Genomic DNA, 14949 nt, shown 5'->3' with positions numbered 1-14949 from the left:
TTGCCCTGCCACCACTGATTGCGGACAGCTATCCCCCACAATACACGCCGCTCCGCGTGGAGCCGTTATCCCTTGTGTCGCTCCTCCAGCCGGGTCAGGTGTGCCTGCAACCGCTCTATTTCTTCGAGCAGCTCGATAGCCAGGGCCGCGCCGGCAAGATTCACGCCAAGATCCTGCTCCAGGGTATAAACCCGGCGAACCCGGCGCACACAAACACCACTGAAACGCCAGGGGGCGCCGGTGCGGCTGGGCTCGATAATCCCCTCCTCCACCAGGGTCATAATGCGCTCCGCCGACATACCGCAGGCACGGCAAAGTTCGCTCAGGCTCATCTCGCTCTCTTCGTCCAACAACACACCCACCACCTGCTCGAACTTTTCGCCACTCACCTTCAGCCCCCTATGGTTTTGCGTGGGTTGAACTCGAACGCCTCGCCAAACCGCCGGTAGACCTCGCGCTGGGCATCGGTACTGGCCGGAGGTGTCACTGTCTGCAGTACGACAACCATGTCTCCAGCCTGCCTGGCCGGGATTCCACGGCCCTTGAGACGTAGCTTTTTACCATTGGCACTGTTGGCGGGAATAGTCATCTTTACTGGCCCATCCGGGGTAGGCACCTGTATCTTGGCCCCAAGTGCGATTTCCCAGGGCGCCAGGGGTAAATCCAGAAACACCGTCTTGCCTTCGGTATGATAGAGCGCATGGGGGTTGAAATTGATTTCCAGATAGAGGTCACCGGGTCCGCCCGAGCCCATACCCGGCTCGCCCTGTCCCGCCAGGCGAATCTGCTGGCCCCCGGTAATGCCCTTGGGAATCTTGACATTGAGAGTACGTTCACGCAGCTGTGGGCGCCCGTTTGCACCAAGCGTCGGGTGCTTTAGGGTGATCTGGCGGGTACCGCCACGGTAACTGTCTTCCAGATCAATCGTGATACGAGCATAAGTGTTCTCCCCCTGGGCGCTGTACTGGTGCCGCTGCCGGCCACCATAGGTCTGGCTGAATCCGCCCCGGCCGAAGAGGCTTTCGAAGAAGTCGCTGAACGCCTCAGGGTCCGCATTGGTGTAACCACCGCCGTGGAATTCGAACCCTTCATCCCAGCCCGGCGGCGGACGGAAATCCTGGCCGGACTGATAGCCGGCGCCAAGCTGGTCGTAAGCGGCGCGCTTCTCCGGGTCCTTGAGCACTTCGTAGGCTTCGTTCACCTCTTTAAAATGCTCTTCGCCATGCTCCTCACTGCTGACATCGGGATGATATTTACGCGCCAGTTTGCGGTAGGCACGCTTGATCTCGGCCTGATCCGCACCCCGTTCAAGACCGAGTATTTTGTAGTAGTCCTTGTATTCCATGGCTTTAATAAAAGCGTATGATCCAGATCTTCGCCACGATGGCAGGGTAAATAGACTGGCGCCAGTACAACGCTACCTCTACAGGGCTATTTGCGGTGAAACACTGCTACACAACCGTAAAGTCCCCGATTGGCGGGAGGGCCCGACAGCCTGAATAGGCCACAGCCGGTTTTGGGTGCATGCCCCGCAGGAAGACGCCGACGCGTGCGGGCATTGGAAATACAGGCAGCGCTCCATAGCAGCGCAGGTCATCAAGCTACCAATCAAATGGATTATGGAGGGCCGCTCTACCTGCAAGGTGATGCATTAATCACCAAAGCCTCCAGAAACAACCGCAGCGCCGGGTGCTCTGCAGCACTTTTTTTGTAAGTGACCGCATTCAGGATGCGGTAGTGGAAGTGCTCCGCCAGCAGGGGGATCAGTTTGCCAGCCTCCACATAGCGCCGCGCCAAATATTCCGGCAGAAATCCGATGTAACAGCCGGAGAGGATCATCGCCAGCCGTGCGGCCATATGGTTAGCGGTGGAGCGATTGGGGAAGAGACGGTATAAGTGAGCAGCCCCGGAGAACACGGCGTGGCTGGGGGCGGCCAGTGTCTGCTGAGTGAGCAACTCTTCACTTAACCGGTCGGTATTGGCACAGGGGTGGTTGGCGCCGCAATAGAGGACGGATTGGTGATGAAAGAGGGGCTGGTATTCCAGCCCGGGACGGCGTGAGTGCAGGGGGTTGATGCCCACATCGGCGCGATTGGCGAGAATCTCCAACTCCAGCTCCTGAGGGGCGGCCAGCTGCAGCTCCAGTTGTAACTGGGGAGCGCGGTTTCGCAGGCGACCGATGGTACCGGGCAGGTCAAGCCGCGGGATTTCCAGTAGGTCATCCGGCATCACCAGGCGCAGGGTACCGGTCAACTGGGATTGAATGGCGTTTACCTGGCTTTTGAAAGCAGCCAGGTGGCCGTCCAGTTCCAGGATGGCCCGGTAGAGGCCCTCACCCTCCGGCGTCAACTTGAAATCGGCCCGGCCGCGGGAGCGCAGGCACAACTGCATGCCCAGGCGCGCTTCCAGATCGGAGAGATGCACGCTGATGGTGGAGCGGCCGATATTCAGGGCCACTTCCGCCGGGGCCAGGCCACCGGCACGCACCACCTCGCGAAAAACCCGCAACAGGCGCAAATCCATATCGCTAAGGCGTCCGCTCAGGGCGTTTTTGGTCTTGCGCATTTGACGGATTTTCCCTGTTCTTGCGATCTTTTTGGCGTAGATTGTCTGCACTTTTCAGTCTGTGCGAAAAGCGGTTGATGTATAAGATCGGTTAAAATTTGATAAATCTAAATTTTAGTTGCAAAAATATTACTATTTTCTGTGTTTCACTGCCGCCAGAATCGGCGCAACACGTTCAATAATCACTGTTTACCGGGAGTTTTCTCGTGAAGCTGGCAAATCCAGACCTGTTGAAATTTCAGAACTATATCGATGGAGCCTGGCGGGCTGCTGAGCGCACTATGGCGGTGTGTGATCCTGCCAGCGGCGAGCTGCTGGGCAATGTGGCCGATGGCACGGCAGCGGATGCAGAGGCTGCCGTGGCCGCCGCCACGGATGCCTTGCCGGAGTGGCGCCGCCGCACTGCGGGTGAGCGCGCTGCCACCCTCAAACGGTGGTACCAGCTGATTGTGGAAAACAGCGAGGATCTGGCACGTATTCTTACCCTGGAGCAAGGCAAGCCCCTGGCGGAAGCCCAGGGCGAGATCGCCTATGGTGCCTCGTTTATCGAGTGGTTCGCCGAGGAGTGCCGCCGGGCCTATGGACAAACCATTCCCACCCACAACCCGACCATGCGCTTGAGCACTATCCGTCAGCCAGTGGGAGTAGTCTCCTGCATCACCCCATGGAACTTCCCCAATGCCATGATTACCCGCAAGGCGGCACCGGCGCTGGCCGCCGGGTGTACCGTGGTGATCAAGCCCGCCCAGGAAACCCCGCTGTCTGCGCTGGCACTGTGTCAGTTGGCGGATGAGGCAGGTCTGCCAAAGGGAACCCTCAATGTGGTGACTGGTAGCGATGCAGCGGGCATCGGCAGGGTGCTGACCCAGGACCCACGCGTGGCCAAATTCACGTTTACCGGTTCTACCCCCGTGGGCAAACTGCTGATGGCCCAGTGTGCCAGCACCGTAAAGAAAATGTCTATGGAACTCGGCGGCAATGCGCCGTTTATCGTATTTGATGATGCGGATATGGACACGGCAGTAAAAGCCTGTATGGCCACCAAGTTTCGCAATGCGGGCCAGGTATGTGTGGCCACCAACCGCATCTATGTGCATCAAGCCGTACACGATGAGTTTGTTGAGAAGCTGCGCAGTGAAGTGGCCGCACTGAAGATCGGCCACGGTACCGAAGCGGGGGTCAATATGGGCCCGATGATCTTCCGCCGCGCAGTGGAGCGGGTACAGAACCTGGTGCAGGATGCGGTAGCCTCCGGTGCAAGAATAGAACTCGGTGGCGAACAGCTGCCAAATGGTGAGAATTATTTTGCGCCCACCTTGCTTACCGGTGTGACCGACGCAATGCGTATCGCCACAGAGGAGAATTTCGGCCCGGTCGCGGCAGTGCAAAAATTTACCGACGAAGCCGATGTAATCCGCCGCGCAAACGCTACACCTTATGGCCTCGCCGCCTACGTGATGAGTGAGAACATCCGGCGCGCGAATCGCGTGGTGGAAGCGTTGGAATACGGCATGGTCGCCTGCAATACCGGCGTTTTCTCCACCACTGTGGCACCGTTCGGCGGCAATAAGGAATCAGGCATTGGCCGCGAGGGCGGTGTCGAGGGCATGGCCGAGTTTTATGAGACCAAGTACTGCTGCTTCGGCGCCTGAAACCGGCTTTGAACGACATCGCCTTGTGCTTGTCCATACCGGTGAAAAGCGCCTGAATCAAGAACCGGGAGCCCGTAGCCCCCGCACCGATACACATTGAAATTTCAGGGAATCTGCGGAGATATTGTCTATGTCTGAATTGCAAACCAACGCGTTCTGGATGCCTTTTACACCCAATCGCGCCTTTAAGTCCGCCCCGCGGATTGTGGAGCGCGCAGAGGGCATTTACCTCACTGAAAAGGGTGGGCGCCAGATTATCGACGCCACTGCGGGCCTCTGGTGCAGCAACGCCGGTCACGGCCGCACGGAGATCGCCGATGCGATCTACAAACAGGCGAAAACCCTTGACTACAGTTCCATCTTTAACTTCGGCCACGAATTGGGTTTCGAATACGCCAACCGCCTGGTGCAACATACACCCGATGGCCTTAACCGCGTGTTCTTCGGCAACTCCGGTTCCGAGGCGGTGGAGACCGCACTGAAAATTGCCCTGCAATACCAGCGCGCGCGCGGCAAGGGCACCCGCACCATGTTTATCGGCCGTGAGAAAGGCTACCACGGGGTGAATTTTGGTGGTATTTCCGTGGGCGGTATTGCCCCGAATTACCAGAGCTTTGGCCAGCCAGTCAAAGCCAACCACCTGCGCCACACACTGGATATCAAGCGCAATGCGTTTAGCCGGGGTCTGCCGGAGCACGGCGTGGAACTGGCGGAAGACCTGGAGCGCCTGGTGAATTTCCACGGTGCGGACCAGATCGCCGCGGTCATTGTAGAGCCCTTTGCCGGAGCCGGCGGTGTGGTGTTACCACCAAAAGGCTACCTGCAGCGCCTGCGCGCGATCTGCGACAAGCACGACCTGTTGCTGATTTTCGACGAAGTGATTTCGGGCTGGGGCCGCACCGGTTCCGCGTTCGGTGCCATCGAGTTTGGTGTCACCCCGGATATGATCACTTCGGCCAAGGGTATTACCAATGCAGCGGTGCCCCTAAGTGCGGTATTCGTGCAAGAGGAGATACACAACACCATCATGGATGCCGCTGCGGAAGGTATGGTCGAATTCTTCCACGGCTACACTTACTCTGCACACCCGGTGGCCTGTGCCGCAGGGATGGCGACTTTGGATATCTACGAGCGAGAGGGTCTGCTCACCCGCGCATCCGGCGAGATCGCCCAGTACTGGGAAGACGCCCTGCACAGCCTGGCAGACGGGCACACTGTGATTGATGTGCGCAATTACGGCCTGGTGGGTGCGATTGAGCTGCGCGCACCGGAAAAGCTCAGTGGTAAATTCGGTGCCAAAGTCTCCGGCATGGCCTGGGAGGCGGGCGTGATGGCTCGCGGTATCGGCGACGCCCTGTGTATGTCGCCACCGCTGATTATCGAAAAACACCAGATCGACGCAGTTGTTGACAAGCTGCGCAGCGTGATCAACACGCTTACCTGATGCTCAAAAGCCGGACGTTTTGCCCAGCCTCCGGGCTGGGCAAACTCCGCTCTTATTCACCGAGTGATCAAACCGGTTGTGGAAAACCTATCCGCGCCGCTCTTGAGACACTGACAAAAATTCAGGAATTGTCCACAATTTAACAACCTCCGCGAAGCGGCAAAAGCGCTGACTTGCATCCTAAAACCCAATTCGCCAGTTGCAGCTACACTGGAAATAGCGGCCCGCGGCGCGATCCCGGTCTTTGCAGAGTCGACTGTCGGGTCGCGCTCGTGGGCCGCCTCCCTCCACTTCCCCACTTTTTCGTTATCTGTCTGGGAAAATTTCCCAAAAAACTGGTTATTTATACCCGGCAACACTTAAACTGAAGAAAAGACGTCATCTGGGTATTACTTTATGTCCACTGATCCTTCTTCTTTTCCTGCGAGTCGAATTTTACCGGCACTTTCTGCCAATTGGTGGCTGCTACTGCTACGGGGAATCGTCGCGGTTATTTTTGGTTTACTCACATTTATCTGGCCGGGCCTTACCCTGCTCACCCTGGTTTTGCTATTCGGCATTTACGCCCTGTTGGATGGTATTTTTTCCCTGGTTGCAGCCGTTCTAGGGCGGCACAAATCCTCGCCCTTATGGTGGCTGATTGTATCCGGGCTAATCAGTCTGGCTGCCGGAATCTTTACTTTCCTTTATCCACAGGTTACCGCCCTGGTGCTGGTGATTTTTATTGGTGCCTGGGCGCTGGTGCGGGGCATTTTTGAAATTGTCGGGGCGATTCGCCTGCGCAAGGAGATTGACAACGAGTGGCTGCTGATTGCAATCGGCATACTCTCGGTCATTTTCGGTATTGCCATACTGGTAAGCCCCGGTGCCGGAGCCCTTGCATTGGTATGGGTGATCGGAGCCTACGCGATCATTTTCGGTCTGCCCATGATCTGGCTGGCATTTCGCCTGCGCAAGCACCAGAAGGGTGCGTTGGTATCTTCGGGAGACTGACTATTCTCTCCGCGATCAACCTGGGGGCTTATGACTTAATCGGCTATCGTCCGAGAATACCGGGCAGCTCCGCAAAGTTGCCCTTAGCCCATGGTTAGTAGCGATCAGCGGCGCACCCCTTGTGTTATTCGCCAGGTAGGCATATGTTCCTCCTGGCCGAGACTCTCTGCGACCTGCTGGTAAGGCAGGAGGAAAGAATATGCCTCTCTCAGGATTGTATGAGGTATAAATATCGATTGCGAGCGCACAGGAGTGTATTCACAGTGCGTCCTGGGAGGGGGATATTCTTTCCTTCCGACCCGGCAGTAAAACTATCTATATGATATTACGCGGGCAACCTCAATTTGCCTGTTGCCGCTTTCGGGAAACTGGAGGACTTATTAATAAAAACACCAGAACTCACTGACTCATTGATCGAATAAAGGCATTGGCCTGGCGGTGTATGCCCTGCCGTTCTTTTTTTGGTTTTTTATCTAACATGTTGAGTGCCATGGCCATTCTGGGATTACCTTTAAAATAGTCATACTTTTCCATCAGGAAATTCCAGTAAAGATAATTAAATGGACAGGCTCCTTCACCCGTTTTTTTATTGACATTATACTTGCAATCCCCGCAGTAGTTACTCATTTTGTTAATATAGGCTCCGCTACTGACGTAGGGTTTAGTGGCGATCATTCCGCCATCGGCAAATTGACTCATCCCCCGTGTATTTGGCATTTCCACCCACTGCACCGCATCAATATAGATTCCCAAATACCAGGCATCAATCTGATCCGGATGTGTCTGTATGAGAAGTGCAAAGTTCCCCGTTATCATCAAACGCTGGATATGATGTGCATAGCTGTGCTCCAAGCTGTTTTTGATTGTGTGGTACAGGCAGTTCATTTCAGTATCCGCTGTCCAATACCATTTCGGTAGTCGGTTTCTGTTTTGCAATACATTGCAGTGCGAGTATCCGGGCATCTCTCGCCAATAAATACCACGCATATATTCCCGCCATCCCAATATCTGCCGGATAAACCCCTCAACCTGGCTGATAGAAATAGTCCGTTGGCTTTTCCGCCATCGATGGATTGCGGCATCTATCACCTCCCGTGGACTCAGCAGCTTACAGTTGAGGGAAAAGCTGAGCCGGCTGTGGAACAGGCAGGTTTCCTCTGGGTCCATGGCATCCTGAAAGTCACCGAAGTGTGGCAACAGGTGTTTGCAAAAGTGTTGCAGCATTTTCAAGCTGTCTTTTCGGTCTCCCGGCCATGAAAAACCCTCTGGATTTATATCGCCTATGGTTTTTACGCCCGCTTGTCGGATACGGGCTAGGGTATGACCAACCTCCTTGCGAAACCGGCATTGTCCGGGCACCACCAAGTCGCCCTTCCACTTGTTGCGGTTGCTCTGGTCGTAATTCCATTTACCGCCTTCCGGTTTGACTTGTTGAGACATCAGGATATCGTGCTTTTTGCGCATATGACGATAGAAATTTTCCATGAGCAGAGTTTTTTTACCACGGAAAAAATTCGACAACGCCTCTCTGCTGGTAAAGAAGTGCTCCGTGTCGTAGGCACAGCACTCTATTTCCAGTTCCCGGGTGAGTATTTTCAATTGTTTGTCCAGGCGATACTCATCCGGGAGCTGGTATTCAAACTTCTGAATAGCAAAACGTTTTATCAGTTGCTTGATATTTGCCGCAAGGTTTTGCTGGTTTTCCCTATTATCCAGGCGGTAGTAAATAACCTGCTTCCCACGGGATTCCAACCAATTGGCAAACTGGCCCATGGCCTCAAAAAAGGCCACTATTTTTTGGATATGATGGACTGTATAATCCGTTTCCTGACGCATTTCGGCGATAAAGTAGAGTACCTCGTCACTGTTTTCACGGTACCAGGAGTGCTTGTGATTTAGTTGATCGCCGAGAATCAGTCGCAGGGTTTTCACAAAGGGCATCCTTTCGGCTATGGCGCCGATTCTTTCCTCAGCCGTTATAGCCCGGGCCGGCCATAGACCACTTTCATCGCAAAAAATACAGTGCCAAAACACACCGCCCATGGGATTGCGAGGCTAGCCCCCCGGTCCTCTCCAGGTGGTTGGTGGGAACCCAGGGGAGGAGAGCGGCCTGATTCGTTCAGTAGTAGCAGATTCCGTGACTGGACACCACGGATGGCTGCCAATGCCGCTGCCAGATGTACTCCATCATCCAGTGAGATGGGTGCCGACGTGTGGCTCTGCTCTGTGTGGACTAAACAAGGTGTTCTGGTTTCTATATAGCAGAAACACTATTTCCACTTTCCGGCCTCCCCCAGACGCAGGCGTGAAGTATCGACTACATCCCAGCACCAAAACGCTCTCCAGCCAGTGAAAATGGCCCGTGACGGTCCATTATTACCATGATGAGTGGGCAACGTTATCCCGACTCTGGCCACTGTGGACACTGCTACCGATAGGTCCTGTAGTCGGTATCGTACACACAACCCTATCCGGGCCGGATTGTGTTAGGTACGCCGACACCATTACAGGATGGGCCGATAGTCCTTGAAAGCGCTCACGAAGCGCATCGCACAGACTCGGCATTTCAACGTATAATCCCGCTCGATAATGAACCTACCCGCTAGCCATCGGGTAGAATCCCCTTTTGGCAGCTTATTGGTTTTACGAAGCTACCCACCTTCTCCATGGGTGGGGTCGATCACCGCATTCCTGGTTTCTCAATGTCGCCGTTATTCATTAACAGGGCAACAGGGCCTACTGCATGAATATTAGCAATCAAAAATAAACAAAAAATATCCAGAACGGAGAGGAAAATATGATCCACAAGAGCAAACTGGCGGCACCTGGGCTTGCCGTCACCCTGATTTGCGGTGCCATCCTGGCCGCCTGCAGCCAGGTTTCCGGCACACCAAAATCCGTCCCCGATGCAGCTGCAACAATCCCAACCAGAGCCGCAATACCGGGACTTTCTGAAAAGTATGCCAAATTGCGCAAGCGGCAGGTGGCCCAGGTGGACTACCAGCTCAGTGCCAATTTAGACAGGAATAGCGATAGCTTTTCCGGCACCGTCACTGCCGATACGACATTCCAGCATACCCTGCAACAACCACTGACTATCGATTTCGCCGGGGGCACGGTAGAATCTGTCGCCGTGGACGGACGGGATATTCCCGTCGAATACAACGACCACTTTATCACGATTGCCGCACAACACCTCCCCAATCTACAGCATGCTATCACGGTGCACTTCCAGCACCCCTACTCCAAAAACGGCTCCGGGCTCCATCGCTTTGAAGATCCCAAAGATGGTAAAGTCTATATGTATACGGACTTCGAGCCCTACGATGCCAACCGCCTGTTCCCGCATTTCGACCAGCCAAATCTAAAAGCGCATTATACCCTGGATGTTATTGCCCCCAAAGACTGGATAGTGATTAGTGCTGAGCGAGAAAGCCGTGTAGAAAAAAAGGGGGAGCTGCGTCACTGGTTCTTCCCACAAAGCCAGAAGTTTTCATCCTATATTTTCTCCCTTCACGCCGGCCCTTATCATATCTGGGAAGATGAGGCCGACGGCATTCCCCTGCGGCTGATGGCTCGCCAAAGCCTGGCACAGTATGTCAAGCCCGACGACTGGTTCACCTTCACCAAACAGTCTTTTGCGTTTTTTCAGCCCTATTTTGAAATTGACTATCCTTTCAAAAAATATGACCAAATCCTGGTACCTGATTTCAATGCCGGTGCCATGGAAAATGTGGGGTCAGTGACTTTTAACGATAGTTACGTTTCCCGTGGTGAAAAAACTCAAGCACAGAGAATGCGTCTTGCCAATGTGATTGCCCATGAGATGGCCCATCAGTGGTTTGGTGATCTGGTGACCATGAACTGGTGGGATGATCTGTGGTTGAACGAAAGTTTCGCCACCTATATGGCCAATCTGTCCCTGGCCGAAAATAGTGAATTTACCAATACCTGGGAGAATTTTTATCTGGGCACCAAACAGTGGGCCTATAACGCAGACCAGCGCCCCACTACCCATGCCATTCAATTGCCGGTCAAAAATACCGATGAGGCTTTCGCTAATTTTGATGGCATTACTTACGGCAAAGGCGGCTCCATACTCAAACAGCTTCCCTACTACCTGGGCAAGGAGGCGTTTCGAAAGGGGGTCAGCAACTACCTGAAAGCACTGTCCTACCGCAACTCGACCCTGGATGACTTTATGGGCCACCTGGGTGTGGCCGCCGGGATGGATTTGGACCAGTGGCAACAACAATGGCTCTACAAAGCCGGCCTGAACACGATTGAGGCCAGCTTTCAGTGTCAAAAGGATCAAATTACCGGCCTGACCCTGAAACAGACTGCACCCAAGGAGTATCCAACCCTGCGGACACAACGCACACAACTCGGCTTCTACCGCATGGAAAGCGAAAGTATGAAACAGGTGGCAACCCTGCCTGTGCTATACAGTGGCGCTATAACCAAGGTAAAGGAGGCCGTAGGCCTTCCCTGCCCCGAGATTCTCTATCCCAACGAAGGAGACTGGGCGTTTGCCAAGGTTAATCTGGATCCGGTGTCCGTCGAGAATATGTCAAAATACATTAACGATATCGAACCGCCCTTTATCCGCTTGATGTTGTGGCAAAGTCTGTTTGACAGTACTTATGATGCAAAACTGCCCCTGGACAAATATATCAGTTTTCTTCTCAGCAACGGCGCCGCTGAGCAGGACATCAATGCGGTTCGCTTGAATGCCCGCAACCTGGGCTTTGCCTATGGTTACCTGAATCAAATCCCTATCGAAAATGTGCGCCGGGATGAGCTGCAGCTGGCCATCGAAAACTTCGTCTGGACACAGTTGCAGCAGTCTCCTGCAGGTAGTGACAGACAGAAAACCTGGTTCAGGGCCTTTACCGATGTAGCCCACTCCACCCGTGCCCTCTCCCACGCCAGACAGATGTTGTTAGGCGAGCTGACTGTTGGTGGTCTGAAATTGGACCCGGATATGCGCTGGGACCTGATCACTCTGCAAAATCGGTATTTATATTCCGACTACGAACAAGCTATTGAGCGCGAGTTACAAGCGGATAACTCCGATCGCGCAAAACTCAATGCCATCGCTGCTGAAGCCGTACGCCCTCTGCCGGAAAGTAAACAAAAATGGCTGGACAACCTGAGTATGCATCGCGATAAATTCAAACTGAGTGAACTCCGGGAGGCCGCCTACTCAATGTTTCCCTCCGAACAAATCGGGCTTTTTAATACCAACAGCGAGCGTATTTTTGCAACCCTGAGTCAAATCAACGCCGAGGATTCTCCGGAGTTAATCAGCACCTATGCGAGTATCTTTCCGTTGATGTGCAACCAAAAGGATGCACAGAAAATCAAAGACACACTGGCAGAAAAACAGCAACTCAAACCGATGCTGGTGAAAGCGCTTAAAAATCATCTGTACTCAAGCGGTCGCTGCATTGCCATGGGGGAGGTATTGGCACAAAACAGCATCCAGATCAGAAAATAAACTGCCGGGCTAGTAGCACCCGGAGAGACCCCACCACCGACCGCAGGCCGGTGATGGGGTCTCTCAATAGGCAGGCCACTGCACAACAGTATTAATGGGTTGTAGAAAGACCCATCTAAGGCCAGGCTGAGTGCTTAACTACACTCTCTCACAGCTGCACCTGTGATTTTTAATCTACTTTGTAGGATAAATCGCCGGATGCGCTCCCCGATACCTTAATGGTTTTGACCGTTTCGCCTTTCGCCATTTTATCCAGACACACACTGGCTAATTCAGGCAGCAGGGTCCTGTTGAGAATAATCTCGATATTACGCGCACCCGTATCAGTCTCATGACACCGGGCGACGATATTGATCAGCACATCCTCATCAAACGAAAAGGAGGCACCATAATGCTCCCTTATGCGTTTGCCGATCTTGCCTAGATGGAGTTTGCAGATGGTCATCAAATTCTCATCGTCCAGAGGATAATAGGCAATCACATTGGAACGACCGAGAAATGCCGGCTTGAATTTCTGTAAAAGATGAGAGCGGATATTATCCAGTAACACATCCGGCTCCGGCCTTTCCTCTACCTGGTTAAAGATAGCCCTGATCGCTTCTTCACCGGCATTGGAGGTCATGATAATAACGGTATTCTTGAAATCGATATCCCGGCCTTCACCATCTTTTATGATGCCTTTATCAAACAGATTGTAGAAAATATCCTGCACACCGGGATGCGCTTTCTCCATCTCATCTAATAAAATGACCGAATAGGGCTTGCGCCGTGCAGCTTCGGTCAAAACACCACCCTCGCCGTATCCAACATATCCGGGGGGAGAGCCGAGTAGCATGGAAACCTTATGCTCTTCTTTAAACTCGGCCATATTAATGGTTGTGACATTCTGCTCACCGCCAAAGAGCTCATCTGCCAGGGCCAATGCGGTCTCGGTTTTACCTACACCGCTGGTTCCACAGAACATAAATACGCCCACAGGCTTGCGGGGATCGGTGAGACCGGCGCGAGCGGTGTGAATGGATTGCGCTATCGCTTCAATCGCATGAGGCTGCCCGATAATGCGTTTGTTTAAGCGCTCGGCCAGGGTCTTCACCGCGATGATCTCATCGCTAACCATCTTGCCAAGCGGGATTCCCGTCCAGTTGGCAACCACCGCAGCAATGGCTTGCTCATCCACAGCGGGCTGTATCAAAGGGGTATTGCCCTGAACATCCAACAGGTCCCCAGTGAGAGATTTAAGCTGCTGCTGACAATCTGCCAGTGTAGCGGTATCCGGTGCTCCATCACTGCTCTGGATATTCATAAACTCTGAGTCAACCTGATCGCGTAGGTCCTGGATTTTCCCGACCAGTTCACGCTCTTTGACCAGCTGCTGATCCAGAGAAATCAAACGCTGTTGTTCCGTTTCCTTAAGTGCGCTCAGCTCGGCCAACTGCTCTTCATATCCTCCCAGAGCTGCGTTTTCACGCTCCAGCTTGCTCAGGGTTGTTTCAGTGCGGTCGATCGTATTGCGTGCATCTTCAATAGAGCCAGGTGTAGAAGACTGACTTAGCGCAACCCGGGCACAGGCGGTATCCAACAGGCTGACAGATTTATCCGGTAGCTGACGTCCGGGAATATAGCGGTGTGATAGTTTGACAGAAGCGATAATAGCTTCATCCAGGATACGCACATTGTGATGCTGCTCCAAGCTGGTGGCAATACCGCGCATCATATCAATGGCATCCCCTTCGCCAGGCTCCTCTACTTTCACAACCTGGAAGCGCCTGGTCAGTGCGGGGTCGCGTTCGAAATACTTTTTATATTCCGCCCAGGTGGTCGCCGCAAGTGTTCGGAGTTCTCCTCTGGCCAAAGCCGGCTTTAACAGGTTGGCCGCATCCCCCTGTCCCTCTTTCCCACCTGCACCTATCATGGTATGGGCTTCATCGATAAACAAAATGATCGGCGTTGCCGAAGCACGAACCTCTTCAATCACAGACTTCAGGCGGTTTTCGAACTCACCTTTGACACTGGCTCCGGCCTGTAAGAGACCGAGATCCAGAGTGCGCACCGCCACCCCCCTGAGCGGTGCGGGTACATCGCCGTTGGCAATTCGCAGGGCAAAACCCTCAACCACTGCGGTTTTACCCACACCAGCCTCACCGGTCAATATCGGATTGTTCTGTCGGCGGCGTGTCAAAATATCAATACACTGGCGGATTTCCTCATCCCGGCCAAGGACCGGATCGACTTCCCCTTGTTTGGCCCTTTCGGTCAAATTAATGGTGTATTTATCCAGCGCCGGTGCTTTGCTCGCCACCACGGCCGCTGCAGTAATGCCCCCATCCGTTGTCACACCCGCTACTATATGGCTGGATTCGCCACTTTGGCCAAACATGGCTCGCGCTGTTTCTCGAAGAGACTCGGGCGCGATGCTTTTGAGTTCCGGGCAGGATTCAAGTAACTGCCTTCGAGAAGTTTCCTCCAGCATCAGGGCGGCCAGCAAATGTCCCGAGCCAATAGCGTGATAACCATAGTCAATAGAGGCGAGCATCCAGGCATTTTTAGTGACTTCCACAATAGTCGGCGACAATGCCGGGGGGCGACTGCTGCCAGTGCGAAACCCTGCAATGGCAGTTGCCAACTGCTTGGCTAACTTTTCCGGAATAACGCCATGCTTTTTTAACAACAGGTAGAGATCCGTATCAGACTGATCCAAAAGCTTCAGCATCCAGTGCTCAAGCTCTACATTGTATTGATTTTGTGCAAGGCACAGTCCGGCAGCGCCTTCAAGAGAATCGCGCATATATGGTGTC

The 14949-nt window shown here is 53.7% G+C and carries 9 protein-coding genes; 4 read left to right on the top strand and 5 right to left on the bottom strand.

The features are described from left to right. Positions 1–65: 65 nt before the first annotated feature. The 3 genes from ACL7TT_RS04270 to ACL7TT_RS04260 all read right to left on the bottom strand — a co-directional run bounded on the left by ACL7TT_RS04270 (position 66) and on the right by ACL7TT_RS04260 (position 2565). On the bottom strand, positions 66–389 hold the full coding sequence (locus ACL7TT_RS04270) for a chaperone modulator CbpM (protein WP_299939840.1): 324 nt from the start codon (positions 387–389) through the stop codon (positions 66–68). A gap of 2 nt (positions 390–391) precedes the next feature. Then, complete coding sequence (locus ACL7TT_RS04265) at positions 392–1345, bottom strand: DnaJ C-terminal domain-containing protein (RefSeq protein ID WP_413393427.1); 954 nt, start codon at positions 1343–1345, stop codon at positions 392–394. Between the two features lie 287 nt (positions 1346–1632). Then, positions 1633–2565, bottom strand: coding sequence for a LysR family transcriptional regulator (locus ACL7TT_RS04260; protein ID WP_413393425.1), 933 nt, complete (start codon positions 2563–2565; stop codon positions 1633–1635). A gap of 206 nt (positions 2566–2771) precedes the next feature. Here ACL7TT_RS04260 and ACL7TT_RS04255 point away from each other — a divergent pair, with 206 nt between their 5' ends. From ACL7TT_RS04255 to ACL7TT_RS04245, 3 genes are all read left to right on the top strand, one after another. After that, positions 2772–4217, top strand: coding sequence for an NAD-dependent succinate-semialdehyde dehydrogenase (locus ACL7TT_RS04255; protein ID WP_413393423.1), 1446 nt, complete (start codon positions 2772–2774; stop codon positions 4215–4217). A gap of 130 nt (positions 4218–4347) precedes the next feature. Then, on the top strand, positions 4348–5661 hold the full coding sequence (gene aptA, locus ACL7TT_RS04250; protein WP_413393422.1) for an omega-aminotransferase AptA: 1314 nt from the start codon (positions 4348–4350) through the stop codon (positions 5659–5661). A gap of 396 nt (positions 5662–6057) precedes the next feature. Beyond that, the gene (locus ACL7TT_RS04245; protein ID WP_299939854.1) at positions 6058–6654 is read left to right on the top strand and encodes an HdeD family acid-resistance protein; all 597 of its coding nucleotides are present in this window, start codon (positions 6058–6060) and stop codon (positions 6652–6654) included. A gap of 399 nt (positions 6655–7053) precedes the next feature. On the opposite strand, the gene ACL7TT_RS04240 is transcribed toward ACL7TT_RS04245, so the two are convergent. Continuing rightward, a complete protein-coding gene (locus tag ACL7TT_RS04240) occupies positions 7054–8586 on the bottom strand; it encodes a cryptochrome/photolyase family protein (protein ID WP_413393420.1) in 1533 nt (510 codons plus the stop codon). An 865-nt stretch (positions 8587–9451) separates the two neighbouring features. On the opposite strand from ACL7TT_RS04240, the gene pepN reads away from it, so the two are divergent. After that, positions 9452–12154: an aminopeptidase N gene (gene pepN / locus ACL7TT_RS04235; RefSeq protein WP_413393418.1), complete on the top strand. Its 2703-nt coding sequence runs from the start codon at positions 9452–9454 to the stop codon at positions 12152–12154. A 169-nt stretch (positions 12155–12323) separates the two neighbouring features. Here the strand turns inward: pepN and tssH are convergent, their stop codons facing one another. Then, complete coding sequence (gene tssH / locus ACL7TT_RS04230; RefSeq protein ID WP_413393416.1) at positions 12324–14939, bottom strand: type VI secretion system ATPase TssH; 2616 nt, start codon at positions 14937–14939, stop codon at positions 12324–12326. Positions 14940–14949: the final 10 nt, after the last annotated feature.

The organism is Microbulbifer jejuensis (assembly GCF_047289955.1).
GTDB lineage: Bacteria > Pseudomonadota > Gammaproteobacteria > Pseudomonadales > Cellvibrionaceae > Microbulbifer.
This window is presented reverse-complemented; position numbering and strand designations above follow the sequence as displayed.

Bases quoted from the DNA above. Each gene is read 5' to 3' on its own strand.
- ACL7TT_RS04265 (WP_413393427.1), bottom strand. From the start codon at position 1,345: ATGGAATACAAGGACTACTACAAAATACTCGGTCTTGAACGGGGTGCG.
- ACL7TT_RS04260 (WP_413393425.1), bottom strand. From the start codon at position 2,565: ATGCGCAAGACCAAAAACGCCCTGAGCGGACGCCTTAGCGATATGGAT.
- aptA (WP_413393422.1), top strand. From the start codon at position 4,348: ATGTCTGAATTGCAAACCAACGCGTTCTGGATGCCTTTTACACCCAAT.
- ACL7TT_RS04245 (WP_299939854.1), top strand. From the start codon at position 6,058: ATGTCCACTGATCCTTCTTCTTTTCCTGCGAGTCGAATTTTACCGGCA.
- pepN (WP_413393418.1), top strand. From the start codon at position 9,452: ATGATCCACAAGAGCAAACTGGCGGCACCTGGGCTTGCCGTCACCCTG.
- tssH (WP_413393416.1), bottom strand. From the start codon at position 14,939: ATGCGCGATTCTCTTGAAGGCGCTGCCGGACTGTGCCTTGCACAAAAT.